Below are 26,900 nucleotides of genomic sequence, written 5' to 3'. Positions count from 1 at the left end.
TTATGATGATTCAAGTGAGCTTTCATATTGATGCAGATTTGGGCTGAATAACCTTGGCAGCTCTGCATCAGTGCCTACCATATAGCGGTAATCGGCGAGTTCAAGCATATCTTGATCTTCACTGCTATTGCCGTAAGCGTAAATTTTATCGAAAGCTGGGAGGTGATATTTTTCTAGAATGCGGAGCTTTTTTTGCTCACAGCTGCAATCTAAGGTTTGATATGAGCCTGTCAGTATTTGATCTTGAATATCAACCTCAGTACAAATCAATTCAATCCCAAGCAACTTGCAAATGGGCTGCAGGTATAAATCGACTGAAGCAGAAACTAAGGCCACTTCATGTCCTAGCTGCTGATGGCTTTTCAGCTGTTTAAAAAGAGCAGGGTCGAGTGAATGCATCAGCTTTTGTGCATATTCATCTGCAATGCGCTGTACATCTTGTGCATTTGATTCACTGAACATGGCGCGGAAAAGCGTTTGGCGCATGGCGTGCGCTGGGTACAAATTTAAATAATAGGCTTGGATCCAAGGAAGAATTTTCAGCCCCTTGCGGACAATATGGCGTTTGCGCAAGGCGTAAAAGATAAACCCCGTAAAACTGTCTTTGCTGCACAGGGTTCCATCAAAATCAAATAATGCTAAATTTTTAGATTTTTTATTCTGTTCATGCATGTTTGATAACGTCCATTCACTCTGCTCGCGAACCAGTTGGTATTGTAGTCTCTGCTCAGTTTCGGCCCAGAAATCACCACTTCAGGCATCATGGCATAAAAAGCCTCTTTGCCTGTTTTTTCTTTATACAGCTTAGTCACAGCACGGTAAGTCGCTGTATCTTCAAAATCTAGATCTTTCTCTTTTTTCAGATCTGAGCGAATTTGACGCGGTGTTAAGATAATGCTGTTCGCAGAAAATACATTTAGCAATTCACGTTCAGATTCACTTTTAGCGGAACGGACATCACCGTCTTTATTGTAAAGCAGCAAGTCACCATCTAAGCTGAGTTCTGCATCGGTCAAATCATTCAGCATGCTTTGAAAGGCAGCATTACGGCTGGAATAACGTCCAGAGTTATAGTCTGCGAAACGGTATATCGGCTTATCATAATCCGCAGGATACATCATTAAACGATGGATGCCGTAATACATGCCGCCGAATTGGCTATACATATCTGTTCGTAACTCAGCAATATTTCCGCCTTGACGCTTATGATCTTTGGCATAGCCAATATGTACTTGCATAGAGCCCAATGTGGTAATTGGGTTTAATTTTTCACCAAAATCTTGCCCGACCAATTTGGCTGCGCCAGTCAGTGCGCTGACGTGATAATGCTTTGACATATAGTCGAAAATTTCACGGTAGAGTTCATCTAATTCGCGTTCGGTTTTGACTTTACGCATTTGGCTTAAATAGTTGTTGTCAGGACTTGGCTGAGTTTTCAGCACTTCTTCAAAGTAGCCCGCCACAGTTCCGCCAATGCCGTCGCCTAATTTATCTTTAAACTTTTCATCTAAGCGGGTTTGAATCTCTTTTACTGCCTTTTCACCTAATCCCGGAACTTGCGGGTCTGCGACAAAGTTAGATTCCTGATCTACAACCGCAACAATTGTACAAATATTTTGCTTGGTTTGTGGAATACCCAATTGCTCTGTAATGTCGAAAATGTCTTTTGCCCATGAGCTGCGGTCATTCACGCGCGCCGGGATCGCTTTGCGAATTTGCTCTGTATTTAAGGTTGGCTCATCATCTTTAGACCACCAAGACCCATTGCCGCAAGCAGCTAAGCTGATTGAAATGGCCAAAACAGACAAAGTTTTAAGGCTGGCAGAGGATACTAATTTTTTGTTCATAGCGTAGAAGATATGTTCCGAAAAGGTGAGACAATTGGCAGAAGCAGTATACTATGGCTGTAAAATAAAAGATGAATTAATCTTCTATTCCGTATTGAAAATACAGCAGGTTTTTGCTGCTTGTCTATGCCGGCGTCCAATTTTTTTGGAATCAGTTTTATGTTTTGGGCTGTAAAATACTTTGGACCAGCTCGAATTAATAGCATAGAAAGCATTTCTTAAATATGCATTAAAAATATGGCTGATGCTTTAGCGTAGCTTCATTTATGTAATTGACCGCAAAAAAAATCCAGTGCCAGTCTGACTTTCCGCAATTCATTTTCATAGTTGAATGTAGATCAATTCTGAGACGGCATGAGCGGTTAAATTGTTCTTGTATTTAATAATTTTAAGATTCATTTCATGTTGTTTTGTTAAAAAGTCATAACGGAAACTGTGTTTAAATTTGCTTAAGGGAAACAGCTTCATCAGGATGATGAACGGATTTAAGCTTCAGTTTCTGCTTTTAATTTTGAGCAGCTTCTCATGAAAACTCGTTTTCTTTTAAATTTTTTTGCGGCATCACTTTCTGCAGCATTATTTTGCTCTCCACTCGCATGGAGCAAAGATGTACAAAGTGACCAAATTTTGACTGTTATTGGCTATCATGAAATTACCGATAATAAATCGCTTATTCCAGAATATGCAGTCAGTACAGCTCAATTTGAAAAGCATATAGCCTGGCTGAAAAAAAATGGCTATCACTTCATTAATGTCGATCAGCTGCTGAAAGCGCATCAAGGCCAAAAACGTCTGCCGTCAAAACCTGTGCTGCTGACGGTAGATGATGGCTATGAATCTTTTTATCAAAATGCATACCCCATTCTAAAAGCCAATAAAATTCCAGCAGTCTTAGCTTTAGTCGGCTCATGGCTGGAACCTTCAGCCAATCAAAAAGTTGATTTCTCTGATGAGATGATTCCGCGCAATGCCATGCTGTCCTGGGACCAGTTAAAAAAAATGCAAAACAGCGGTTTAGTTGAAATAGCCAGCCACAGCTATAACCTGCACCGCGGTATTTTAGGCAATCCGCAGGGCAATTCAGAGCCGGCGGCAGTAACGCGGTTGTATGACCCTAAAACGGCCGCTTATGAAGATGACCTGCATTATCAGCAGCGGATTACTGAGGATTTAAGACATAACAATAAACTGTTGACTGCGCACGGCATACAGTCGCCGCGGGTTATGGTTTGGCCTTATGGCCGCTACAATATGCAAACGGTGTCTATCGCTAAGCACTTAGGTATGCCTATTGCCATTAGTCTGGATGACGGTGCGGATTCAGTGCAAAGCTCATTGGGGCAGCTGAACCGCATTTTAGTCGAAGGCAATATGAGCACGGCCGATTTGGCGCAGGAAATTGAAAACCGCCAAAAATACTTGGGGGATAATAACCGTCCGCAAAAAATCATGCATATCGATTTGGATTATATTTACGACCCAAATCCTGTCCAGCAGGAACGCAATCTGAGCAATCTGCTGGACCGTATTGAAGCCATGAAAGTGAATACGGTTTATCTACAGGCATTTTCTGACCCGGATGCCAATGGCTCTGCAGATATGGTGTATTTCCCCAATCATTATTTGCCAATGCGCGCAGATTTGTTTAACCGCGTAGCATGGCAGATTCAGACACGCACACATGTGAGCCGGGTCTACGCATGGATGCCATTACTCGCTTGGGAGCTGCCAAAAAGCAACCCTGTATCCAATGATGTCGTGGTCACACAGCAGAGCAGCAACAGTCAGCATCTGAATATGGGGTATAAGCGCCTGAGTCCATTTTCCCCAGAAGCGCGTAAAACCATTGCGGGCATTTATATGGACTTGGCGAAATCAGTTCCATTTAATGGTGTGTTATTCCATGACGATACCACGCTTTCAGACTATGAAGATGCCAGCGCAGATGCAATGAAAGCTTATGCGGCGATAGGCTTGCCAAATGATTTGTCTGAGATCCGCAATAATGATGCAGACCTGCAGAAATGGACGGCATTTAAAACCAAAGCGATTGATGATTTTGCCTTGTCACTGGCTGCAGATGTACGTTTGTACCAGCCATTTTTACTCACTGCGCGCAATCTCTATGCACAAGTCGCGTTAAAGCCTTATGCAGAAAATTGGTATTCGCAGTCTTTGGAAGAGTCGCTAAAGCGCTACGATTTCACAGCCATTATGGCCATGCCGTATATGGAGCAGGCGCCAAATAGCGATCAGTTTTATAAAGACATTATCAATCGAGTCAAAAAATATCCAGATTGCATGAAAAAAGCGGTATTTGAACTGCAGGCGGTGGATTGGCGCAACAACCAAAAAGTCCCATCGGACGAAATGGCGAAAACCATTCAGTCTTTGTATGAGCAGGGAGCAATTCATGTAGCTTACTATCCCGATGATCCGATTAAAGATCACCCTGATACAGCAGTGATGCGCAAAGCGTTTGATTTGAAATCAAGCAAACTTATTCCTTAGAGGAATTCAATATGTCAGCTCTACAGCAATTTTGGCATTCTGCTTTGCACTTTGTCTTTTATTATCCGCTGTTCATGTCTTATTTATGGATGATTGGCGCCCTGATCTTTTACTGGAAAGAGCGTAAAGACCCGCAGTATCAGCAGCCTCCGGCTTTGGCCGAATCACCAAAGGTTGCTGTTTTGGTGCCTTGCTTTAATGAGGGGGATAATGCTGAAGAAACCATTGGTCATGCATTGTCATTACACTATCCAAATTTTGAGGTGATCGCGATTAATGACGGCAGTTCAGACAATACAGCTGAGGTGCTGGACCGCTTGGCTGGGCAATATGAAAAATTGCGCGTGGTGCATCTGGCAAAAAACCAAGGCAAAGCTATGGCGCTGCAAGCGGGAAGCTTATTGACTGATGCGGAATTTTTAATTGGCATTGATGGAGATGCGCTGCTCGATCCGCATGCCGCTTCGTGGATGGTGCGCCATTTTTTAAAAGATGAAACGGTTGCTGCAGTTACAGGTAACCCACGCATTCGCACACGTTCTACTTTAATTGGCCGGATTCAAGTGGGTGAGTTCTCTTCCATTGTTGGCATGATTAAACGGGCGCAGCAAAGTTTCGGGCGTTTGTTTACGGTATCAGGTGTCATTACAGCTTTTCGTAAGAGCGCGGTGCATTCCGTGGGTTACTGGTCGCCGAATATGCTGACGGAAGATATTGATATTACTTGGAAGCTGCAGCGCGCTGGCTGGAATATCCACTTTGAGCCAAATGCACTGGTTTGGATTTTAATGCCTGAAACATTTAAGGGCTTGTGGATGCAGCGTTTGCGCTGGGCTATGGGCGGCGCGCAAGTACTGCTGAAAAATATTGATGTTTTGCTGAAGCCGCAGCTGAATTTTTTATGGCCGCTGATGATGGAATTGATTCTGACTCTGGTCTGGTCCTATCTCATGCTGATTTTGGCTGTGGTTTGGCTGCTGCATTTTATTATGCCGATTAGCGGTATAGGCGAAGTCAGTTCTCCTTTCTTGCCATATGGTACGGGCATGTTGCTTGGCGCAACCTGTCTGCTGCAGTTTGCAATCAGTAAATGGATGGATAGCCGCTACGAGCCTTCACTGGGCAAGAACTATTTCTGGATGATCTGGTATCCCTTTGTGTTTTGGCTAATCACCATTACAGCCAGTATTGTCGCATTTCCAAAAGTTTTGAAATTAGGTACAGGGCAACGGGCGCGCTGGGTCAGTCCAGACCGCGGTATACGCTTAAATAATTTTTTAGAGAATAAAATCAATGAAAAGTAATAGTTTAATTATCGATTTAAGGCGCCAGCTGCCATGGCATAAACGCTATGCTTCAAACACCAGTACCGCCATGATGTGGGCGGTTTGGCTGCTGCTGTGGCGTCCAGTGTTAATTGTTGCAGGGCTAATGAGTCTGCAGAAACATCATGTGCTGCAGCATTTGTTTGGCTCTTTTGGCTTAGGTCTTGAGCATGGCATTACCGCTTTGTTTGCCTGCGTAGCAGCATTGCTTTTGTGGTCAAACTACATGCCTGCTAAAACTGTGGAAAAGACTCAAGTCAAGACCATGACAGACTATGTGCATCATTTTAATGTGCCTGTAAAGGAAGTCGAGCAGGGGCGTCAGAAAAAAATCAGCATTGTGCATCACGATGAACATGGCAAAATTGTACGGATTGAATCATAAGCCCTATGCTGTGTTGAAATTGTTTAGATGTATAAAAGCCCTTAATGAATAGGGCTTTATTATTTGGTTTCAAAGAAATTATTTTGTTTAACAGGGGGCTATTATTTTCAGGCGATTTGGATGTTTTATCCTATAAAACCAATAAAATTACTTTTACTTAATCATTAAATGGCGGCTTGGCTAGAGTTTTAGTGAAGAAAGTTTTAGACTTGCATCCCATTAAAATTCTCTTTCACGCTATTTCAGTGTAGTTGCTCTGATCACAAAGTATATGCGGTTCAATGCACGGCTAAAGCTCTAGCCTTGGTATAATGCGCTGCATACGTAGCCGTTGGTCTGGTCATACCACTGAATAGCGTGCAACCCATCGCGCGCGGAAAAATTGCATGACTCAGCATACTGTAATCAAAGAATTATTTGATAAGCCTATTGGTCAAAAGCTCTGGGTCGCGCCAATGGCGGGAGTAACAGATCGGCCGTTCCGTACCTTATGCAAATATTTTGGCGCAGGTCATGCTGTCAGTGAAATGATGACCTCTGATAAAACATTACGCATGAGCAAAAAGAGTTTATACCGTGCCAATTTTGATGGGGAAATTGCACCTATCTCGGCTCAAATTGCAGGTTCAGATCCGCAGGATTTGGCTGAAGCAGCCCGCTATCAAGTAGCGAATGGCGCACAGATTGTGGACATCAATATGGGATGTCCTGCAAAAAAAGTCTGCAATAAGCTTGCAGGATCAGCCTTGCTGCAAGACGAAGAACTGGTTGCCCGAATTTTAGATACTGTGGTGGCAGCGGTTGATGAGCCTGTAACGCTGAAAACCAGATTAGGCTTTTTGAATGGCCACGAAAATATCATGCGGGTGGCCAAGCGTGCAGAAGAAGCAGGGATTGCTGCGTTGGCATTGCATGGGCGTACCCGTGAAGATATGTATTTAAATACAGCACGCTATTCACTGATTAAAGAAGTGAAAAGTATGCTGAATATTCCAGTCATTGCCAATGGCGACATCGACACGCCAGAAAAAGCCAAATATGTACTGGATTATACTGGCGCAGATGCGGTGATGATTGGCCGCGCAGCGCAAGGCCGTCCGTGGATTTTTCGTGAAATCGCGCATTTTATCGAAACAGGTGAGCATATGGCCGCGCCCAGCATTGAAGAAGTCAAAACAGTATTGCTTGGACATTTGAGCGAGCTGTATGAGTTTTATGGGGAATATTCGGGCTGCCGCATTTCGCGTAAGCATATTGCTTGGTACACCAAAGGCCTGCACTCAAGCAACGAGTTCCGTCAAAATATGTATAAAGTGGAATCGACAGCAGACCAGTATAAAGTGGTAGAGGCTTACTTCGATCATTTGCTGGCGCATGGCAATTTAATGAGTGATGTGCAAATAGAGCATGTAAATTTATTGGATCAATAATTTAAAAGCATGCTTCTCAGCGCATAAGGCTTTAAGGATAAGCACTTATGCTTTGAGCTGATTTTTTATTTAATGTTTTGTGTCGGAGCGACATCAGTTTTTATGTCACTGCTAGGTATTTTATTGTCTGCTGCAGTTTTACTTTGGCTCTGCTCTTGTATGACGATACTAGCCTGATCCGGTTCTTTTTTGATGTGCATCACGCTGTCGGCAGAAAAACCAAGAATTACCAATGCAAGTAAGGCAATAGCCATGCTGTTTAACTTTTATTTGAAATAATGTGGCTAAATTAACATAAATACCACAAATGGATTTATCCCTAGTTTTGGGTATTTTTGATTGGAAATAAGTAGATTTGATTAAATATAAAGCATTAAATCACATAGAATTAATTTATAAATTAAATTATGTGCGAATGCTGTAGCCCCTATGACATTGGGCAATTTTCAATTTCTGAAATGCACAGCTTGAATTATACAAAACTCAAGCCGTGCAGATTTAAGCATTATGCAAAATTCATTTCCAAAACCAGCTGATTGATTAGATCTGCTGCTTCCAATTCACGAATTTGTGCAACATTGCTGCCTGCCCAAAACGCGCCAAAACCGTGATCATTATGCTGTACAGCAGCGGCATGAAGCTGCTTGCCTAAGTCATAGGTATATGGATAGGCGGGAACTTGAGGACGTTCAGGCGTATCAATTTGCATATGCCAATGATTAATTAAGCCGCGCGCTGGGCGGCCCGAAATACTGGCCGTAATTTGAGTTATAGGCTGGTCAAATAGCGCTTTACGGTAAGCAATGTTGGCATTCGAGCTTTTGCATTGTACAAAAGCAGTTCCCAGCTGCAGCGCATCTGCACCTAAATTGAGTAATACCTTCGCTTGCTGGCCAGTCATAATTCCGCCCGCGGCGACAATTGGCAGCTGGCAATGTTTTTTGATCAATTGAACTAAATCGGCTGTTCTAACACTGCTGTCAAAAGTTTCATTGAAAATACCGCGGTGTCCTCCAGCTTCAATGCCTTGCGCAATAATGACATCAATGCCAGCAGCTTCAATTGCTAAGGCCTCAGCTAAATTTGTTGCAGAAACCAGTGTAAGGATACCTGCTGCTTTGAGCGCTTGAATTTGGTGCGCATGCGGTATGCCAAAATGAAAACTGACCGCTTTAGGCTGGGTTTCCAACACAACATTCAAGAAATCATCATTATCTAAGAAGCTGGGATAAATGCAGTTGAGCTGTTCAGGCGGTGTAGCGCCGTATTTTTGGAATTGCGGGCTTAAATAGTCAATCCATTGCTGTGCAATTTGTGCATCTAAAACTGCTGGCTGATGGCAGAAAAAATTCACTTGAAAGGGCTGATCTGTCAGTTCCTGAGTTTTTAAAATTTGTTCGCGGGCAGAAGATGCTGTGCTGGCGCCTAAACCCAAAGAACCTAATCCGCCTTGGTTAGAAACCTCTGCGGCCAATTCAGGTGTAGACACACCTGCCATAGGCGCTAAAAGAAATGGGTGTTTAATGCCTAATTGTTCTAATAAAGTCATATTTGCATCTCCTTGTATCTCTTCACTTTGCCCAAGGAGACCCAGTTTGGCAAATAATATTCGTTATTTATTGCCAAAATAGTGCATTTAGGCAGAAACGGGTGAGGTCATTAAAACGACATGCTGTGTCGTGGAAAAGCTTGTCAGAGCCTTTTGGCTTAACTGTGCAGGATATAATTTAAATGTCGAAGTAAAAATGTTATGAAGTTTCTCTCATGTCTGAACGTATCCGTGAAAAGCTGCAAATATTGGCAGATGCGGCTAAATATGATGTGTCCTGTTCTTCCAGCGGCAGCAAGCGCCAAAATAAAGATAAGGGGATTGGCAATACAGGAAATGGTATTTGCCATAGTTACACCGAAGATGGGCGCTGTGTATCGCTGCTGAAAATTCTTTTTTCTAACGTCTGTATTTACGACTGCGCCTATTGCGTGTCGCGCCGTTCTAATGATGTCAAACGCGCTGCATTTACCGTTCAGGAAGTGGTCGATTTGACCATGAATTTTTATCGCCGTAATTATATTGAAGGTTTATTTCTCAGTTCTGGGATTTTTAAATCTGCGGATTACACCATGGAGCGTATGCTGCAAGTGGTGAAAAAATTGCGTCTGGAAGAAAACTTTCATGGCTATATTCATTTAAAAACCATACCGGGTGCATCACAAGAAATTATTACTGAAGCGGGTCTTTATGTAGACCGGATGAGCATTAATTTGGAAATGCCTACTGAAGCGGGTTTGCAACAGTTTGCACCTGAAAAAAGCCATGCCGAAGTGCAAAAAGATTTAGGGATTGTGCGCGACAGACTGATTCAGCTCAAAGAAGAACATCAAGTGATTCGGCACGTTCCGAAATTTGTACCTGCAGGGCAAACCACGCAAATGGTCGTGGGCGCTGCGCAGGAAACAGATCAAGATGTCATTATGATGGCGGATCGGCACTATAAAGAATTTAAGCTGAAGCGCGTGTATTTCTCGGGCTATATTCCAATTAACGAAGAAGACAGAGCACTGCCAGCCATTGGTTCTGCGCCGCCACTACTGCGCGAAAACCGTTTATATCAAAGTGACTGGCTGATGCGTTTCTACGGTTTTGAAGCATCCGAAATTGTCGATGATGCACATCCTAATCTGGATTTAGAGGTTGATCCTAAACTCAGCTGGGCGCTGCGACATCCTGAAGCCTTTCCTGTCGATATTAATCGTGCAGACTACCGTATGATTTTGCGTGTACCCGGTATAGGCGTGACTTCTGCTAAAAAAATTGTCAAAGCGCGCCGTTTTGGTCAAATCCATATTGATCAGCTCAAACGGATGGGGGTGGCCTATAACCGTGCACAGCATTTTATCCGCTGTGCAGATACGCCTAAATTTCTGCGTGATCAGAGCGAGAGCCAAATCCGTAATCAAATTTTACAAGAAGGAAATTCAAAATATACGCAGCAGCTGTCACCGCAATTGGGTTTCGGTTTTTAAAAATGGCGCGCTATATATTTGATGGCACCATGACTGGCTTACTAAGCTGCATATTTAGAGCATTTCAATTTAAAGAATTTAATGTCTCGGTGAGCTCTGATCCGCATGCACAGTCAGGTTTATTTGATGATTCTGTAGATGTGCCATCCAATGATGAGCAGGCGCAGCGCGTCTGGCAAGGTTTAAAGCAAAAAGCCTCTGCTGGTGCATTAAAAAGGTTTTATTACAGCTTTTTGTCTGAGCAGGATCAGGCATTTCAGCATTGCTTTAATTTTGCAGTGTATATCTTTCAGTCGCAGCGGTCAGTCGATCAAGACTATGGTCATGCTGATGTACTGGGTGTGTCGCAATGGGCGAAGCAGGTTGGACGGGAAAAGCATCGGATGGAAGCTTTTGTACGGTTTAAAAAAAGTAAGGACGGCTTATTCCTCAGTCTGATAGCCCCAGATTTTAACGTACTGCCTATTATAGAGGGTCATTTCAAACGCCGTTATCAGGATCAACGCTGGCTGATTTACGATGAAAAGCGCAAATATGGTCTATATTACGATTTAAATGAAGTGCATCAGGTGCAAATGGATGCATTGGCGATAGATAGTCAGATCACGATAGGGCATAGCCAAGACTTTAGTATTGAACTGGATGATGATGAGGCTCTGTATGATCAGTTATGGAAAGACTATTTCAGAAGTGTAAATATTGAAGCGCGAAAAAATATGAAACTTCACATTCAATATGTGCCAAAGCGTTACTGGCGCTATATGAATGAAAAAACACTTTGAACTGAGCATGCATAGGTGTATCGGACTTCTTTAACAGAAAATTTCGGGCATAATGGCGCAGGAGATTGGACGTTGAATTGAGTGTGAAATGAAACCTATTTATGCATCTGTGCTTTTATGTACAGTATTGACTGCTTGTACCCAAGACGATAAACCGCAGGCGGAAATAGATACAGCTGCATACCGTGTTCAAAATACCCAAGACTTGCAGCATAAAATTGATCGGCTGAATGTACAACTCACAATGGATTTCCAGAATTTCAAAAAAACAGAAAGTTTAGCCTTTTCGGACCAAGCCGTTTTAGATGTGAATAATTTAAAAACACTGCATTTGCATGCAGTCAGCTCTACATCTTTAAAGCCAACCAAAGAAGCCTACTGCAAGATGATGAATTCTTACTTTAATGAACTGTACCGTTTAGGTCACTTCAATTTGAATCTGCTGGATGGCGTGGTTTTAGATGGTGCGGCGCAAAAAGGTTTAAAGCAGAAATTTGCAACAGCAGATGCATTTTATGCATTTGCATTGAGCGATTACAGCAGCTATAAGCAGGCCCAGCAAATTATGGGTTTTGGCTGTAACTTGCGTGAAGCTTTAACGCCTAAGTAAAAGTCTTTTTATTCTATTTAGATTGATCACATAAAAAACCCATCCGTAGATGGGTTTTTCTTTTTGACTCAAGTGATTAACAGCCAGTCAGTTTTTCTGGCTGAGGGCGTTCACCTGGGAAGAAAACCGGACGGAGTTTTACGCCAATGCTATTGCCTATAAAGGCAAAGATCAGCCATAACCAGCCATGAACACTGCCTGAAGCAATACCGCTGAAATATGCGCCAATATTGCAGCCATAAGCCAAACGTGCGCCGTAGCCAAGTAATAGACCGCCAATGATAGCGGCTAAGAGTGAACGCTTAGGAATATTAAAGTTTGGTGCAAATTTGCCTGCAAGACTTGCTGCAAGTAAAGCGCCAAGCATAATGCCGAAGTTCATCATCGACGTAACATCAAACCATAATGATTCAGTTAATGCTTTTGCATTTGCAGGCTGTTGCCAATAATTCCAAGAGGCAACATCAAAGCCAGCAAAGCTGGCGGTTTTAGCTGCCCAAACCGCAAGAGCTGAAGTGACTCCCCATGGACGGCCTGCCAAAGCTAAGGTTGCAAAGTTCAATAGGGTTAGGATAATGCCGCCCCACACCAATGGCCATGGGCCGCGTAAAAAGCGTTTAAACCCTTGGTTCTGGCTTTGAGGTTCAGCTTCTAAACTGCCGTGGCGCTTTTTCTCAAAATAAACCGTCACAGCAGCAATTAAGGCGAAAAGCACAAAATTCAGCAGCAGGGCAGGAATAACTCCAAGACTTTGGACCACGGAAATGGGCGCTAAATGCGGTAAATTAAACCACCAGTCTAGATGCGTAGTGGCAATCAAAGAACCTGTACAGAAGAAGATGAGCGTAACAATCATACGCATGCTGCCAGCACCGACAGTATAGAGCGTGCCCGAAGCACAGCCGCCGCCCAGCTGCATGCCAATGCCGAAAATAAATGCGCCAATCATGACAGACACAGATACAGGGTTAACATTGCCTTTGACTGGGTTGCCAAACAGTTCTCCTGCGCCTAAAGCAGGGAAGAACAGCAAAACTGCTAAGGCCAGCATGATCATTTGTGCACGCAAACCGCGGCCGCGGCGTTCTTTAATAAAGACGCGCCAGCTTGAGGTGAAGCCAAAAGAAGCATGATAAAGCGTCATACCCAGCGCACCGCCAACAAGAAACAGCAGGGCTTGATTGATGCCAACCACTTGGTATGCGCCAAGTGTACCTAAAATTAAAAGTAAAAAAGACACCCAAACCGATATATTAGATCGATTTGCAGGTGCTGCAATAACAGACATAAGGACAGGAGATAATTCAAACTAAATAAGTCGGGATATTGTACGCAATCTATATCTGTTAAAGACACATTATGTATAAATACATAATGTGTATATCTGATTTTTTATATTGGTAAAACTTATATTATTAGATGGGTGATACATCAAACATTGAGCCAATCCATGCGGCAAAAGCCATAGCGATAATCCCCCAGAGCGTTACGCGTAAGCTGCCGCGCAGCATTGAGGTGCCAGCAAAATAACTGGATAACGCGCCTAAAAAAGCCAGCGATAAGACTCCAACGACCATCACTGTTTGCGATACATATTGATCTGGGCTAAGCAGAATGGACAGCATCGGGAAAAGCGCGCCAAGAGAGAAAGCGACGGCAGAGGAGCCCGCAGCCTGCAGTGGATTGGCTGAGGTGTTTTCATGAATGCCGATTTCATCACGGGCATGCGCTTCCAAAGCATCTCTTTCTGTGAGCTGAACTGCAACTTCATGTGCAAGTTCTGGGCTTAAACCGCGGTGTATATAGATCTGAGTCAGTTCTTTTAATTCATGATGCGGATTTTTTTCCAGTTCACGCGCTTCCATGTGCAAGTCAGCTTTTTCGATATCGACCTGTGATTTAACTGAAATATATTCGCCTGCAGCCATAGAGGTTGCACCTGAAATTAAACCTGCGACACAGGTGATGAGCAAGGTATGCGTTGAGGCGCCGCTTGCCGCCATGCCGACGATGAGGCTGGTAACAGAGATAATACCGTCATTTGCGCCTAGCACTGAGGCGCGCAGCCAGCCAGTACGCTGAATATAATGTTTTTCGCTATGATGTGAAAAAGACATATTGCATGCTCTTTACTTTAATTTTCTACATGATGAAGGGCTTTGCCCAATGGATGCAAGCCTAGGCCTATTTATTAACACAAAAAAAGCCTTCATTTAGAAGGCTTTTTTATAAATTGCAGCTTATTGCTGAGCTTTTTCTTTTACATCAGCAGCGCCTTGTTCAACTGCCGCGGCAGCATGGGCAGTTGCGTCTTTCGTTGCTTCTTTTACGTCATGCGCAGCGGCTTCAGTTTTAGCAGCAGCTTCATCTGTAGCAGCATCAATTTTAGCAGCGGCATTATCTGCAGCAGCTTGAGTTTCAGATGCCGCATTATCCGTCGCATTTTGGATATCTTGAGTCGCTTGGCTAGCAGCATTTTCTAGGTGTTCGCCAGTCGTTGCGCCAGTTTCAGGCGCTTTTTCTTTGCTGCAGCCAACCAATGCAACAGTAGCAGCCAAACCTAAAGCAACAAGTAATTTATTCATTGTGTTTTCCTCTTTTTTGTTATGCCCTGTAGCATGGGCTGAAAATATATTAGCTGAAAAAATATTCAACAATCGATCAAAAATTGTTTATTTAGTGTAATTCATGTCAACCTGATTTTGAGCGTGGAAAGCTATGATTAGTTTGATCTTTATCATTCATATTGAATGAGTTCTGCAATTGAGGATGCGATGAGATAGATAAACTCAACGTCATCATGGCGCCATAAGTAAATTTCTTCACCCAATTGCGAATCATCAGCAGCCCGCATCAATAAATAATCACCTGCGCCATTATGTGCAATGGCGACGCTGTTTGCGGGGAAATCCTCAATTTCACGAGTCGATTTGTGCTCTTCTACAAGGTGGCCCATTGTACGTTTAATTCGTTTTATATCGGTGGTGTCTTGGAAGGGAAAAAGAAACCATGATTCAATGTAATCATCTTCATCTTCATCTTCATCTTCATCTTCATCTTCATCTTCATCTTCATCTTCATCTTCATCTTCATCTGAAAGGCTAATGCCGAATTCACCGCCATTATCAATTTGCATTTTGGCTTTATATTTTTCTGGAAAATTGAATCCTAATTGTTCTTCAGTCGCAGTAATAAATTTATATTCTAATGGAAAGGGCATAATCTCATTCTTCATATCTTCTTGTATTTATATTAATAAGTTGAGGTTTAATTTAAGTCAATATAATTTTGAGCAATATTTGGACAATAAAAAAGCCTGCAAAAATGCAGGCTTTTTTATGAAAAATTTTAAAATTAAAGGCCAGCAGATGCTTTAAGCGCTTCAACTTTGTCAGTTTTTTCCCATGTAAATGCAGTATCTGAACCTTCACGGCCAAAGTGACCATAAGCAGCAGTTTGCTTATACATTGGCTGAATCAGATCAAGCATACGGGTAATGCCGTACGGACGCAGATCGAAGTGTTCACGAACCAATTGAATGATTAATTCGTCTGATACTTTGCCTGTGTTAAATGTGTTGATTGAAATCGAAGTTGGCTCAGCAACACCAATTGCATAAGACACTTGGATTTCACATTTCTCTGCAAGACCAGCTGCCACAATGTTTTTCGCAACGTAACGGCCAGCATACGCAGCAGAACGGTCAACTTTCGATGGATCTTTACCAGAGAAAGCACCGCCGCCATGACGCGCCATGCCGCCGTAAGTATCTACAATGATTTTACGGCCAGTTAAACCGCAGTCACCCACAGGTCCGCCAATCACGAACAGGCCAGTTGGGTTAATGTGAAATTTAGTCCCAGCATGGAACATGTCCGCAGGGATAATTTTTTTCACAATTTCTTCAATCACAGCTTCTTTCAAGTTGGCTTGAGAGATATCTGGATCGTGCTGAGTAGAAAGCACAACAGCATCTAAACGAACAGGCTTGCCATTTTCATATGCAAAAGTCACTTGGCTTTTCGCATCTGGACGCAGCCAAGGCAAAGTGCCGTCGCGGCGCAACTCAGCTTGCTTTTCCATTAAACGATGAGCATATGAAATAGGAGCAGGCATTAAAACATCAGTTTCACGGCTTGCGTAACCGAACATTAGGCCTTGGTCGCCAGCACCTTGATCTTCAGGTTTTTGACGGTCAACACCTTGAGCGATTTCAGGAGACTGCTTGCCGATCATGTTAATAACCGCACAAGTTGAACCATCAAAACCTAAGTCGGTATGATGATAGCCAATGCCATTTACGGTATGGCGAACGATTGCTTCAAAGTCAACGTTTGCAGTTGTTGTGATTTCACCAGCAAGTACTACAGCACCTGTTTTTACAAGCGTTTCACAAGCAACCCGTGCATATGGGTCTTCTTTTAAGATTGCATCCAGAATAGCATCACTGATTTGGTCAGCCATTTTATCTGGATGGCCTTCGCTTACAGATTCCGAGGTAAATACAGCGTACTCGCGCATAAGTCCTATCACAGTTAAATTCAAAAGACGCAATATGTTACATCGAGTTGCTTTAAAGGACTAGCGCATGGCGATCAAAATGGGTGAATTTATTTCAATTTATGGACTTTTTAATTGATATGACCATCTAAAAAATTGATAAAGGCTGCAAAATGGATGTTCTGAAACAAGATAAGTCATCTTTTATTAGGCGGCCTGCTTAAAGATGCATTGCAAGCATAATCTGAAGGTGTATTGCTTTAAGTTGTTGTATTTTATTTAATATTATATTTTTATCGATGTTTTTTATTTTTTTGAGCAGTTCAGGCTTTATTTTTTATTAATGATATTTCTCATTATATTTTATTTAAGATGAATTATATTCATTGTGTTTGTAAGTGACTGTAATAAAATAATAAAGCTGAAATCTTCAATATTGGCCAATCACAGTCATATAAAAACCCGAGTCAAATTTAAGTGACTGTATTCGAAATCATTTTAAGTATAAGTCGACAGGTCGGCGCAATAATTAGGCATTCAAATTTATATACACCTAAAGTTGTTCAACAACTGTACGAAAACCGTTTTTGCTTACGAATTATTCGTGAAAAAATCGACCTTAGTCTTTACCCTGTACGCTTTTTTTAAGACAATGTACGGCAGTTTTGAATTGTTATTCATTTTATTCTTTTAAACGATTTATTTGGACGCTAACCTATGACGACCCCACTTAATGAACGCCGTGTTGCTAATGCAATACGTGTATTGGCAATGGATGCTGTGCAAAAGGCTAACTCAGGCCATCCAGGCGCGCCAATGGGGATGGCGGATATCGCTGACGTCGTTTGGCGTGAATTTTTAAATCACAATCCAACAAACCCGCAATGGGCAAACCGCGACCGTTTTGTATTATCGAACGGCCATGGTTCTATGCTGCAATATGCGTTATTGCACTTAACTGGTTATGACCTTTCAATTGAAGATTTGAAATCGTTCCGTCAATTGCATTCTAAAACTCCGGGTCACCCAGAATTAGGCTATGCGCCAGGCATTGAAACAACGACTGGTCCATTGGGCCAAGGCATTGCAAATGCTGTAGGTTTTGCGCTTGCTGAAAAAACTTTAGCGGCTCAATTTAACAAAGAAGACATCAAAGTTGTTGATCACAACACTTACTGCTTCTTGGGTGATGGCTGTTTAATGGAAGGTGTTTCTCATGAAGCATGTTCTTTGGCAGGTACTTTAGGTCTAGGTAAACTGATTGCTTACTATGACGACAACGGCATCTCAATTGACGGCGAAGTAGAAGGCTGGTTCTCTGACGATACAGAACAGCGTTTCCTTGCTTATGGCTGGCAAGTGCTTAAAGTTGACGGTCATGATGCAGATGCAATTCGCGCTGCGACTGTAGAAGCTAAAGCTGAAACAGCTAAACCGACTTTAATTATCTGTAAAACGATTATTGGCTTAGGTTCACCAAATAAACAAGGTAAAGAAGATTGCCATGGTGCGCCTTTAGGCAATGACGAAATCGCGTTAACGCGCGAAGCTTTAGGCTGGACAGAAGGTTCATTCGAAATTCCTGCTGATATTTATGCAGCTTGGGATGCAAAAGCAAAAGGTTCAACTTCGGAATCTGCTTGGAATGATGTATTTGCAGCGTATGCAGCGAAATATCCAACTGAAGCGGCTGAATTAAAACGCCGTCTTTCAGGTGATCTTCCTGCTGACTTCGCAGCTAAAGCAGATGCTTATATTGCAGAAGTAAATGCAAAAGCGGAAACAATTGCAACACGTAAAGCAAGCCAAAATGCGATTCAAGCATTTGCGCCGCAGCTTCCAGAAATTTTAGGCGGTTCTGCTGACCTTGCAGGTTCTAACCTGACTCTTTGGAAAGGCGCGACAAGCGTTGAGTCAAACCCAGCAGGCAACTATGTACATTACGGCGTACGTGAATTTGGTATGACGGCTATTGCGAACGGTGTAGCGCTTCACGGCGGTTTCGTTCCTTATGTAGCAACATTCTTAATGTTCATGGAATATGCGCGTAATGCTGTGCGTATGTCTGCGTTGATGAAACAGCGCGTGATCCATGTTTATACACACGACTCAATCGGTCTTGGTGAAGACGGTCCTACACATCAGCCTGTAGAACAAATCGCGTCTTTACGCGGTACGCCTAATTTAAACACTTGGCGTCCGTGTGACACTGTAGAAGCATCAATTTCTTGGAAATCTGCGTTACTTCGTTCTGAAGGTCCTACAGCGTTAATTTTCTCTCGTCAAAACTTGCCATTCCAAACACGTACAGCACAGCAAATTGCTGACGTTGCGAAGGGTGGTTATGTATTGGCAGAAGAAAAAGGCGAATTGAAAGCAATCATCATTGCAACTGGTTCAGAAGTTTCTTTGGCGATGGATGCTTATGCTCAGCTTGACGGTGTACGTGTTGTATCTATGCCATGTGCTGAAGAATTCGTGAAACAGGATGCGGCTTACCGTGAAGCAGTGCTTCCAGCTGCAATGCGTGCACGTGTAGCTGTTGAAGCTGCGCATGTAGACTACTGGTGGAAATTTGTAGGTTTAGACGGCCGTGTGATCGGTATGACGACTTACGGCGAATCTGCTCCTGCAAAAGACTTATACCAGCACTTCGGTATTACAGCTGATGCGGTTGTTGCAGCAGTGAAAGAAATTACAGCTTAATCTTTAAGGATTTACTGTAAAAAAGACGCCCCATTATTGGGGCGTTTTTTATTCTTATTTATTTAGGCAATTGATCTGCAATTTTTTCTGCAAAAGCTTCAACGTCTTTAATTTCGTGTTCAGGTTTTCCTTCGCCTGATAAATCTCTAAATATTTTCCCGAAGCTCCCGCTTTCTCCAATACCAATATATTTTTCTGATTTATAAGATGCAAGCGGTGAGTTTTGGTATGTAATCGTAGAAGTATATTGCAGTTCACTGTGCGCATAATTTCCAGCTAATTTTTGCCCTAAGGCTTCACCTGCAAAAATACGTTTTTGATTAATAGCGAGATCAATCTAAATGGGCTGAGCTGTAGAGGCATCAGCAAGCATATTTTTTTCTTTGAGTGTATTTTCTATTTTTTCTTTATAAAGTTCGGTAATGGAATCTTGCGTTAAATATTCTGGACGCTGAATTCGGCTTGAAAAACTCACATTGAGCGACTTCAATTTATAAAGCCTCGGCTGGATATTTTCGACGGTTTCGGTATTTTTGTATGGTTTGTAAATTTGAGTAGCTTTTGCAGATAAATTTGGACTAATAATTGAGCTTGTTAGTATGCAACCCAAAGAAAAAATAGAAGTATTAAAAATATTTATTGCTATTCATTATGTGAAAGATATTGGTAAAAGTATTCTAAACATACAGAAGTGGATAAAAAGCCTATAAATGTAATTTAGCAACTTTGTGTTTGATGTTTTTATCAATAGGTATATAGTGTCGCCATTCATTGAGTATTCATTTGAAATGAAATGCATTTCAGCATAAGTGAGGAAAATATGAGCCTATATGACCAAATCAATGATGAAGTAATCTTGATGGACGCTGGCGAGCAGAAATGGATTGGGCAGGATTTACCGCTTGAGGCCATGGTTGCCGTGGAATTAATGCTTCAAAATCTTGCAGAAGAAAAGGTGATTAAAGTTCGCCGCAAGAATCATGAAAAGCAAAGTGGTACAAAGCAAATTGATCGAATTTTGGTTGAGAAGCTATAATAAAAAAATCCCCATCTGGGGATTTTTTTATATCTATGATTAAACAGTTGCAGCTGAAACTTTAAAGTTTTTACTTGAATCTGCATCCTGCTGAATAATCCATTCTCCGCCTACACGGAAGGATGAAGCAGATGCATAAGTATCTTCCATGAACTGAAAAAAGGTAATCAAACCGTCTTTAACAGTCGCTTTGATTGAGAATGGAGACGTGAATGTGTTTTTTGCATAAACAGATGTATATGTGAATTGTCCAAAGACCGCAACCAATTCATTTTCTGCAAGAATATCTGTAATTTGGAAATCATCGACATTCCAATAAGTTCCTACATTTTCAAACGTATAAACATAAATATCACGGCCTTGGGTTGAGCCAGCCCATGGTTCAATCTGTTTTAGTTCTGGGTTGCGGAAGTTGAGAGAAACATATTCGGCATCTGCCGCGACTAATTTTTCAGCGGCATCGGCCACAGTTTCTTTGCCTGAATTATATAAAAAAGCCAGTACGACATCTTTTGGGAGTTTAGTTTGAAGCGCTTTCTCTATGGCATTTTGCGCTGAATTTTGTTCTGACATGTGGTTCTCCATGGCTATAATTTCATTTGTTAAATGAATCTGATACAAAAAATCATAAACAAAAAATGAAATAAAAAAACCTTGCCAGTGCAGTAAACAGTTTCCTAATATTGGGAATATTCACAGAAACAACAAGATGATGCAATTGAGCATTTAAAAATCAAAAATTTTAAAATTATAGACACTGGGAAAGCAAAGTATGCAGTAGTTGAAATCTAAGTCAAAAATACAGATTAGATGGGTTGTAAATTGGAATCAGTTAAGGAAAAGTATGAATCAATCGATTGAAATCAAACCATTGCAGAGTATTCGTAAAGAGCAATGGATGCCTTTATGGCAGGGCTATCAAACATTTTATGGCGCAAATATTTTAGAAGATATTAGCCAAAATACATGGACTAAACTCAGCAGTGCGGATGTGCCGCATATGTATGGCTTTGCCGCAGTGATTGAATATGAAGTTGTAGGGATCGTGCATGTGATTGAGCATGACAGCTGCTGGACAATTCAGCCTTATGCCTATTTGCAGGACTTATTTACACTAGATGAATATCGCGGACAGGGGGTTGCAAGGAAACTGATTCAGCAGGTCTACGATACGGCAATGGCGCGTCAGTGCGACAGAGTGTACTGGCTGACGCATCACAATAATGAAACAGCACAAAAATTGTATGACCGTGTAGCGAAAAAGACAGGATTTATACAATACCGAATCTAAGGCCGCGTTATTTTTAAAGATGAAGTTTTAAATATTGATTTTACTAAATTCATTGCAAAACGAGCAAAGCGCTATCTGTTTGATGGCGCTGAAGCGGATATCGTTCTAAAGATGCAACAAAACGTTTTATCTTTAACGATGTTTTTTTTGTAGAAATCTATAGAGTTGTTGGTATTCATAAGTGAGATAAAAACATGAACTTTAAAGCATTAACAATCGGTTTAGCAGTTGCTTCTGCAGCAACATTCACTATGGCGAAGCCTGTGGCTTATCAGATTGATCCAACGCATACAGCAACTGTATTTTCTTGGAACCATTTTGGTTTTTCTACACCATCTGCGAATTTCAGTGATATTCAAGGCGTTATCAATGTAGATAATGCGAAACCTGCAAATTCATCAGTGAATGTAACGATTCCATTATCTAGCTTGAATACCAATGTAAAAGCGCTGGATGAGCATTTAAAAACACCTGATTTCTTTGATGCGGCAAAATATCCAAATATCACATTCAAAAGTACAAAAGTTCAGGCAATCAGCAAGACTAAATACAAAATTACAGGTAATTTGACCATTAAAGATGTGACAAAACCTGTTGTTTTAGATGCTGTATTGAATAAACAAGGTGTACATCCAATGACTAAAGTAGAGTCTATTGGCTTCAATGCGACGACTTCATTTGATCGTTCAGCATTTGGCGTAGGCGCTTATGTGCCAAATGTTGGCGATAAAATTACTGTAAACATTACGACTGAAGCATCTGTTCCAGCGCCGAAAGCCGCAGCAAAATAAGTTATAGTTTCCCCCTGAGACTAAAATAAAAAAGCACCTTTATTGGTGCTTTTTTATTGGCTAAACTTTATGAGCGGTATCAGTCACGGTTTAAAATCAGCAGACAGCCAAAACTGATAAAAATACCGCCGGTAATGCCGTCAATTTTTTTACTGAATTTTTGATAATACGCACTCATTTTAGGCGCAGAAAAAACTAAAGCAACTGCAGCAAACCACAGCAGGCTTTCAACAAAGACCAAGGCCAATAGTGAACTTTGTTCAAAGATGCTAGCCTCTGCGCTGATGCCAATCGAGAAAACACTGCTGAAATAGACCAAGGCTTTAGGATTGGCCATATTAGTGAAAAAACCTTGCAGTAAAATTTTACTGTGTGACTTTTGCGAAGGGGTATGAAGCGCTTCTTGTACTGAAAGCACGGGCTGTTTATTCAAAGCAGATTTGAGCAATTGATAACCCAAATAAAGCAAATACAGGCCGCCTAAAATCATTAAAACCTGCTGCAGCCAAGCCATTTTCTGAAATAAAAAATGCAATCCGCTGATGGCGCAGATAGACCAAACTAAGATACTCAACGAAATGCCTAAAGCTGCAAATAAGGCATGCGAACGGGATTGTCGGATTGCGCTTTGCGTAACAAAGAAAAAATCAGGGCCTGGACTGATTAAGGCAAAAAAATGAATAAGGGCGATACTGATTAATGGAGTCATTTGAATCAAGCCAACGTGTATATAAAGATTTTATAAATCTTGAGAGTATTAAAAATCAGAAAAGCGTTGGAAAACTGTTGATGTAATAAAGGGTGATACATGCTGACAGTTTTCCATTTCTCATTAAGCCTGAGTGAGCTTTGCCATCCATGCTGTAAATATTTGAGCAGATTGGGCTTCAAGATTAGCCGCAAACTGTTCATTGTCTTTGCGCAGGGATGGAATATCTATATTGGCTTTGCGTAATTCACAGGTATGGCCAATCAGCCATTTCTCTAAACTGTCTGCAGCGACTTCAATATGAAATTGCAGTGCTAATATATGGTCACCAACACTGAACGCTTGATGTGGATATAAATTAGAGCTGGCCAGCAGTTCAGCATTTTTGGGCAGATCAAAGGTATCGCCATGCCAATGCAGAACAGGGGTGTCCTGCAGCGGCGCTAATATACTGTTTGAAAGATGAGGAAGCTGCAAGGTGCTCCAGCCAATTTCTTTGGTATGACCCGCATAGACTTTAGCGCTCAGAGCATGAGCAATTAATTGTGCGCCTAAGCATATGCCTATCGTTGGCAGTTTTTTATTTAAACGTACTTTAAGTAAGTCTATTTCTTTTTGAAGGAATGGGTAATCTTCTGTCTCATACACACCGATAGGACCGCCCAAAATAATGGTGAGGCCTGTGTGTTCAAAAGCTTTGGTCAGATCATCCACACCCGCCTCAAAATAACGGACACGAAAACCCAGTTGATAAAACAGATCTTCTAAAGCGCCAAGATCTTCAAAAGCTAAGTGCTGAACAGCATAAATGGTGTCTGGGAAGTTGGTATTCATTGCAATTTTTTTATCGATAGATAGCTAGAAATTTACGCTGAATAAGATGAAATATAAAGACGCTATTCAATTAAATGCTGGGAAAATCATAAAAGTTGGATTTGTCGCTGAAATGTGTGACTGATGGGTTGAAATTTGTTTGGATAATATTGATACAAATCACACTAATTTTATTAAATATAATTATAAGCACACTGTTTTGAGATTTTATGCGGCAGCAGGTGAAAATGCAGGAAAATATAAATTGAAAATTTATTTATATTGCAGCAGTCTATAAATGTGATTTAAAAAATGGAAATTATATAAATAAGTCATCAGCATGCGCTTAAATATTTGAGCTAAAAAATGCGCTGTAAATAAGGATTTTGATGATGATAAGAATATGATTTCAAAAAATAAAATATACAGGGGGATGGGGGGTTATGGATGCAGAACATACCCGTGACGCAACGCTGCTGCATGCAATACATAAAATTTTGCTCAAGGAGTGGGATCCATTAAGAATTCGGCATATTCCAACAATGCGTGATGAATATGATGATTATCTGCCCAATATTTTTAAATTGATTCAGGATAAATCAAGTGAAACTGAAATCTTTGATTATTTATGGTGGGTAGAGCATAAGGTGCTGGAAAAGGTCGGCAAGAAAGATCATACCTTACGCATTGCAGCTTTGTTGAAAAGTTTGCAAAAGAAGTAGTTGTTGGAAAGACTAAGTATAAAAAAGCCGATATAGATATATCGGCTTTTTTGCATTCATTCTAGAATTTCTTTTCGACGCTAAATAGTAAGCTTGGAATAGATTCATTACTGCGGGCTTGGTATAGGCTGCCGTCGCTTACTTTGGTTAAGCGTTCCTTATAATCGGTACTAAAAATATTACGCGCATTAATTGAAGCCGCCCAGTCGCGATCAAAACGTTTAGTTATGCTTAAATCTACATTCACACGTTCATTGCTGGTACGTTCATAGAGTTCGCCGTTGTATTGCTGGCTATTGAGCTGGCGTGAATATTCAGGCGTGTAATTCAGATTTAAGCTGCTGGAAATATGCCAAGGCTGATAATTATAAGATAAGCCTGTACTGGCGGTATAAGGCGCAACATCACTGGCTAAGCGCTCGGTGCCGTTGTCTTCCTTAATTTTTGCACGAACCGTAGACAGCTGTGCATTCAGCATGAATGAATGGCCTGTGTCAGTCTGCTTCAATGCATAGCGGCCAGCGACTTCAACGCCGTAAGTTGTGGCGTTATCTTGATTAACAGGGCGTTCCACAAATCGGCAGCTTGGATCGTTGGAATTGCTGCAACCTTGTCCTAACGTATCTTCACTGCGTATAGCACGCTCAATATAATCTTCAATTTCACGGTAATAAGCTGTGATGTTTACACCGCCTGCGGGAGTGTTATAGCCCAAAGTCGATTCAAACGCATTGATGGTTTCTGGGCGCAGATAAGGATTACCACCACGGTCAGGGTTGTTTAATGTGCCAGCATCACTGTCTGTAGATACGCTGACCGTCGGCAGCAGCTGTTCGGATCTTGGGCTGCGGTAAGCTTGGCTAACATTGGTTTGCAGTGACCAGTTTTCTGTCATATCAAAACGGTGCGCCAATACAGGGCTTAAGTTCTGGTCATTATACTCCACTAAGCCCGAACGGTTGATCCATTCTTGACGTGCGCCAAGCGTTAAAGTTTGGCGCGGGGTAAAACGCCAGCTGCCTTCTAAATATAAGGCATAGCGCTGTTCATCTAAGGTATCGGTTATATTGCTTTCTAATTCGTTGGAACGCAGATCTGTACCAAATTTAATTTGCTTGGTCTGATCAAATTTACGTACTCCGTCATAAGCCAGACCATATTCATTAATCTGTTCGTCGGTATAGCTTTGGCTGCGGCTCGATTGAGTTAACTGCGATTCTTTTTGCTGTTCAACTGATAAGCGGACTTTGTCCGAATTGCCACTGCGGTCTTTACGTTCATAGCGTGTATTCAGACGAAGACTGTCATTTTTATCTTCCTGAATTTGATCACGCATGCTGCCTTCGCTTTCATTGTTGCGGTAAAACAGTTCTGCAACTAATTTTTGCTGATCATCAATGGCATATTCAGCGCGAGGGTTCAGCATTTGCGATGTTCGATTGGTCACGCGCTTTTGTGAGGTGACTTGCCCTGATGCATCTTCAGTTAGGGTAATCGAATCTGTATCGCTCCACATCTGATTGGCAGATACGCTATACATCCATGGTTGAGTCTTACCGTCGACTTGCAGAGAAATATTTTTGCGTTCTTCTTCTTTTTGGCTAGATTTAGCCATGCCATAACCGGCACGGACTGTACCGCTTACACGTGTGCCATCTAAAGGTTCTTTTAAAATAATATTAATGACCGCAGATGTCGCTACAGATGCTTGAGCTACGCTAGGCTGTTTCACAATTTCAATGCGCTCAATCATGTCAGGTGTAATACTGTCTACGACTGACATGCCGCCGCGTGGCCCACCTTGAACAGGTTCACCATTAATTAGAAATACGGGTGCGCCGCCACCACGAAAACGCATGCTGCCATTGCCGCCGCGTGGGCCTTGCCCTGGACTTGGCATTTGAAAACCTGCTGCACGTCGTAAAGCATCATTCACACTTTGGTCGCCAAACTTTTCCATTTCTTCACGGCTAATGATGGTTTTGGCAACTGCACTGATATCTGGATCTTTTTCAACAGCGGGTGCTTGCTCAACTTCAAAGGTCATGGTTGGCAAGGTTTGTACAGCTGCTTCTGGAGCAGGAGTCGTTTTTGCAAGATCTTCTGCAAAAGCGCTAACAGAGAGGCCAAGTAGTGAAATGGATAAGGCGCTGAGTTTAAATGTGAATGGCATGCGTTTCATTATTGGACGTACCAAATGTAATTTTGCGTAAGCTTAGAATAAAAGTGTGGAGAAATATTGAGGAAAACGGCTTAAATCTGGCGAATCATAAAAATATTTTTTAAAGATTTTAACGAACTAATAAATTGAAATCCATACATAAAATAGGGAAATGGCTTAGTGTAATGAGGCGGGCTGATAATACAATGTCAAATTGAGCGTTGAGCCTGAAAGGCTGATCTCTATAACAGCGAAAT

General features: G+C 41.7%; 26 protein-coding genes. 12 read left to right on the top strand and 14 right to left on the bottom strand.

Features of this window, described 5'->3' with window-relative positions; all coding sequences use genetic code 11:
* Together B9T34_RS04710 and B9T34_RS04705 are read right to left on the bottom strand one after the other, a co-directional pair.
* Positions 1-672, bottom strand: a complete 672-nt coding sequence (locus B9T34_RS04710) for an HAD-IB family hydrolase (RefSeq protein ID WP_086212008.1) — start codon at positions 670-672, stop codon at positions 1-3.
* A complete protein-coding gene (locus B9T34_RS04705; RefSeq protein WP_086212007.1) occupies positions 639-1,847 on the bottom strand; it encodes a DUF1615 domain-containing protein in 1,209 nt (402 codons plus the stop codon). The genes B9T34_RS04710 and B9T34_RS04705 overlap by 34 nt, the downstream gene beginning before the upstream one ends.
* Before the next feature lie 525 nt (positions 1,848-2,372).
* Between B9T34_RS04705 and pgaB the strand changes: the two genes are divergently transcribed.
* From pgaB to dusB, 4 genes are all read left to right on the top strand, one after another.
* Positions 2,373-4,358 carry a poly-beta-1,6-N-acetyl-D-glucosamine N-deacetylase PgaB gene (gene pgaB / locus B9T34_RS04700; RefSeq protein ID WP_086212006.1) on the top strand — a complete coding sequence of 662 codons (1,986 nt, stop codon included), beginning with the start codon at positions 2,373-2,375 and terminating at the stop codon, positions 4,356-4,358.
* An 11-nt stretch (positions 4,359-4,369) separates the two neighbouring features.
* Positions 4,370-5,662, top strand: a complete 1,293-nt coding sequence (gene pgaC, locus B9T34_RS04695) for a poly-beta-1,6-N-acetyl-D-glucosamine synthase (RefSeq protein ID WP_086212005.1) — start codon at positions 4,370-4,372, stop codon at positions 5,660-5,662.
* Positions 5,652-6,068 carry a poly-beta-1,6-N-acetyl-D-glucosamine biosynthesis protein PgaD gene (gene pgaD / locus B9T34_RS04690; RefSeq protein WP_086212004.1) on the top strand — a complete coding sequence of 139 codons (417 nt, stop codon included), beginning with the start codon at positions 5,652-5,654 and terminating at the stop codon, positions 6,066-6,068. The genes pgaC and pgaD overlap by 11 nt, the downstream gene beginning before the upstream one ends.
* A 386-nt stretch (positions 6,069-6,454) precedes the next feature.
* On the top strand, positions 6,455-7,498 hold the full coding sequence (gene dusB / locus B9T34_RS04685; RefSeq protein ID WP_086212003.1) for a tRNA dihydrouridine synthase DusB: 1,044 nt from the start codon (positions 6,455-6,457) through the stop codon (positions 7,496-7,498).
* A 65-nt stretch (positions 7,499-7,563) separates the two neighbouring features.
* On the opposite strand, the gene B9T34_RS04680 is transcribed toward dusB, so the two are convergent.
* A complete protein-coding gene (locus B9T34_RS04680; RefSeq protein WP_086212002.1) occupies positions 7,564-7,752 on the bottom strand; it encodes a hypothetical protein in 189 nt (62 codons plus the stop codon).
* 251 nt (positions 7,753-8,003) lie between these two features.
* Positions 8,004-9,047 (bottom strand): NAD(P)H-dependent flavin oxidoreductase, encoded by a 1,044-nt coding sequence (locus B9T34_RS04675; protein ID WP_086212001.1) that lies wholly within the window; start codon positions 9,045-9,047, stop codon positions 8,004-8,006.
* A gap of 215 nt (positions 9,048-9,262) precedes the next feature.
* Between B9T34_RS04675 and B9T34_RS04670 the strand changes: the two genes are divergently transcribed.
* The 3 genes from B9T34_RS04670 to B9T34_RS04660 all read left to right on the top strand — a co-directional run bounded on the left by B9T34_RS04670 (position 9,263) and on the right by B9T34_RS04660 (position 11,914).
* A complete protein-coding gene (locus B9T34_RS04670) occupies positions 9,263-10,522 on the top strand; it encodes a putative DNA modification/repair radical SAM protein (protein ID WP_086212000.1) in 1,260 nt (419 codons plus the stop codon).
* Between the two features lie 2 nt (positions 10,523-10,524).
* Entirely contained in the window at positions 10,525-11,304 is a 780-nt protein-coding gene (locus B9T34_RS04665) for a TIGR03915 family putative DNA repair protein (RefSeq protein WP_086211999.1), read from the top strand.
* A gap of 88 nt (positions 11,305-11,392) precedes the next feature.
* Positions 11,393-11,914, top strand: coding sequence for a hypothetical protein (locus tag B9T34_RS04660; RefSeq protein WP_086211998.1), 522 nt, complete (start codon positions 11,393-11,395; stop codon positions 11,912-11,914).
* A 76-nt stretch (positions 11,915-11,990) separates the two neighbouring features.
* Here the strand turns inward: B9T34_RS04660 and B9T34_RS04655 are convergent, their stop codons facing one another.
* From B9T34_RS04655 to metK, 5 genes are all read right to left on the bottom strand, one after another.
* Positions 11,991-13,202, bottom strand: coding sequence for a YeeE/YedE family protein (locus tag B9T34_RS04655; RefSeq protein WP_086211997.1), 1,212 nt, complete (start codon positions 13,200-13,202; stop codon positions 11,991-11,993).
* Between the two features lie 127 nt (positions 13,203-13,329).
* A complete protein-coding gene (locus tag B9T34_RS04650) occupies positions 13,330-14,031 on the bottom strand; it encodes a VIT1/CCC1 transporter family protein (protein WP_086211996.1) in 702 nt (233 codons plus the stop codon).
* A 123-nt stretch (positions 14,032-14,154) separates the two neighbouring features.
* Positions 14,155-14,499: a hypothetical protein gene (locus B9T34_RS04645; RefSeq protein ID WP_086211995.1), complete on the bottom strand. Its 345-nt coding sequence runs from the start codon at positions 14,497-14,499 to the stop codon at positions 14,155-14,157.
* A gap of 152 nt (positions 14,500-14,651) precedes the next feature.
* On the bottom strand, positions 14,652-15,134 hold the full coding sequence (locus B9T34_RS04640; RefSeq protein ID WP_171265120.1) for an SMI1/KNR4 family protein: 483 nt from the start codon (positions 15,132-15,134) through the stop codon (positions 14,652-14,654).
* A gap of 134 nt (positions 15,135-15,268) precedes the next feature.
* Positions 15,269-16,435, bottom strand: coding sequence for a methionine adenosyltransferase (gene metK / locus B9T34_RS04635; protein WP_086211993.1), 1,167 nt, complete (start codon positions 16,433-16,435; stop codon positions 15,269-15,271).
* Positions 16,436-17,131: 696 nt separating this feature from the next.
* On the opposite strand from metK, the gene tkt reads away from it, so the two are divergent.
* Positions 17,132-19,120: a transketolase gene (gene tkt / locus B9T34_RS04630; RefSeq protein ID WP_086211992.1), complete on the top strand. Its 1,989-nt coding sequence runs from the start codon at positions 17,132-17,134 to the stop codon at positions 19,118-19,120.
* A gap of 337 nt (positions 19,121-19,457) precedes the next feature.
* Here tkt and B9T34_RS18860 read toward each other — a convergent pair whose 3' ends face one another.
* A complete protein-coding gene (locus tag B9T34_RS18860) occupies positions 19,458-19,610 on the bottom strand; it encodes a hypothetical protein (protein ID WP_171265119.1) in 153 nt (50 codons plus the stop codon).
* A 330-nt stretch (positions 19,611-19,940) separates the two neighbouring features.
* On the opposite strand from B9T34_RS18860, the gene B9T34_RS04620 reads away from it, so the two are divergent.
* Positions 19,941-20,156, top strand: a complete 216-nt coding sequence (locus B9T34_RS04620) for a hypothetical protein (protein WP_086211990.1) — start codon at positions 19,941-19,943, stop codon at positions 20,154-20,156.
* A gap of 39 nt (positions 20,157-20,195) precedes the next feature.
* On the opposite strand, the gene B9T34_RS18990 is transcribed toward B9T34_RS04620, so the two are convergent.
* Entirely contained in the window at positions 20,196-20,729 is a 534-nt protein-coding gene (locus B9T34_RS18990) for a nuclear transport factor 2 family protein (RefSeq protein ID WP_171265118.1), read from the bottom strand.
* A 271-nt stretch (positions 20,730-21,000) separates the two neighbouring features.
* Here B9T34_RS18990 and B9T34_RS04605 point away from each other — a divergent pair, with 271 nt between their 5' ends.
* Together B9T34_RS04605 and B9T34_RS04600 are read left to right on the top strand one after the other, a co-directional pair.
* The gene (locus B9T34_RS04605) at positions 21,001-21,447 is read left to right on the top strand and encodes a GNAT family N-acetyltransferase (RefSeq protein WP_086211989.1); all 447 of its coding nucleotides are present in this window, start codon (positions 21,001-21,003) and stop codon (positions 21,445-21,447) included.
* Positions 21,448-21,641: 194 nt separating this feature from the next.
* Positions 21,642-22,238 carry a YceI family protein gene (locus B9T34_RS04600; protein ID WP_086211988.1) on the top strand — a complete coding sequence of 199 codons (597 nt, stop codon included), beginning with the start codon at positions 21,642-21,644 and terminating at the stop codon, positions 22,236-22,238.
* Between the two features lie 79 nt (positions 22,239-22,317).
* Here the strand turns inward: B9T34_RS04600 and B9T34_RS04595 are convergent, their stop codons facing one another.
* Together B9T34_RS04595 and B9T34_RS04590 are read right to left on the bottom strand one after the other, a co-directional pair.
* Positions 22,318-22,947, bottom strand: coding sequence for a LysE family transporter (locus tag B9T34_RS04595; protein ID WP_086211987.1), 630 nt, complete (start codon positions 22,945-22,947; stop codon positions 22,318-22,320).
* 123 nt (positions 22,948-23,070) lie between these two features.
* Positions 23,071-23,781: a glutamine amidotransferase gene (locus B9T34_RS04590; protein ID WP_086211986.1), complete on the bottom strand. Its 711-nt coding sequence runs from the start codon at positions 23,779-23,781 to the stop codon at positions 23,071-23,073.
* A 422-nt stretch (positions 23,782-24,203) separates the two neighbouring features.
* On the opposite strand from B9T34_RS04590, the gene B9T34_RS04585 reads away from it, so the two are divergent.
* The gene (locus B9T34_RS04585; protein WP_086211985.1) at positions 24,204-24,482 is read left to right on the top strand and encodes a hypothetical protein; all 279 of its coding nucleotides are present in this window, start codon (positions 24,204-24,206) and stop codon (positions 24,480-24,482) included.
* A 61-nt stretch (positions 24,483-24,543) separates the two neighbouring features.
* On the opposite strand, the gene B9T34_RS04580 is transcribed toward B9T34_RS04585, so the two are convergent.
* Positions 24,544-26,664 carry a TonB-dependent receptor plug domain-containing protein gene (locus tag B9T34_RS04580; RefSeq protein WP_086211984.1) on the bottom strand — a complete coding sequence of 707 codons (2,121 nt, stop codon included), beginning with the start codon at positions 26,662-26,664 and terminating at the stop codon, positions 24,544-24,546.
* Positions 26,665-26,900 lie beyond the last annotated feature (236 nt).

The sequence above is a fragment of the Acinetobacter sp. ANC 3813 genome (assembly GCF_002135435.1).
Classification (GTDB): Bacteria; Pseudomonadota; Gammaproteobacteria; order Pseudomonadales; family Moraxellaceae; genus Acinetobacter.
The sequence above is the reverse complement of the archived record's forward strand: the minus strand, read 5'-3'. Positions and strand labels throughout refer to the sequence as shown.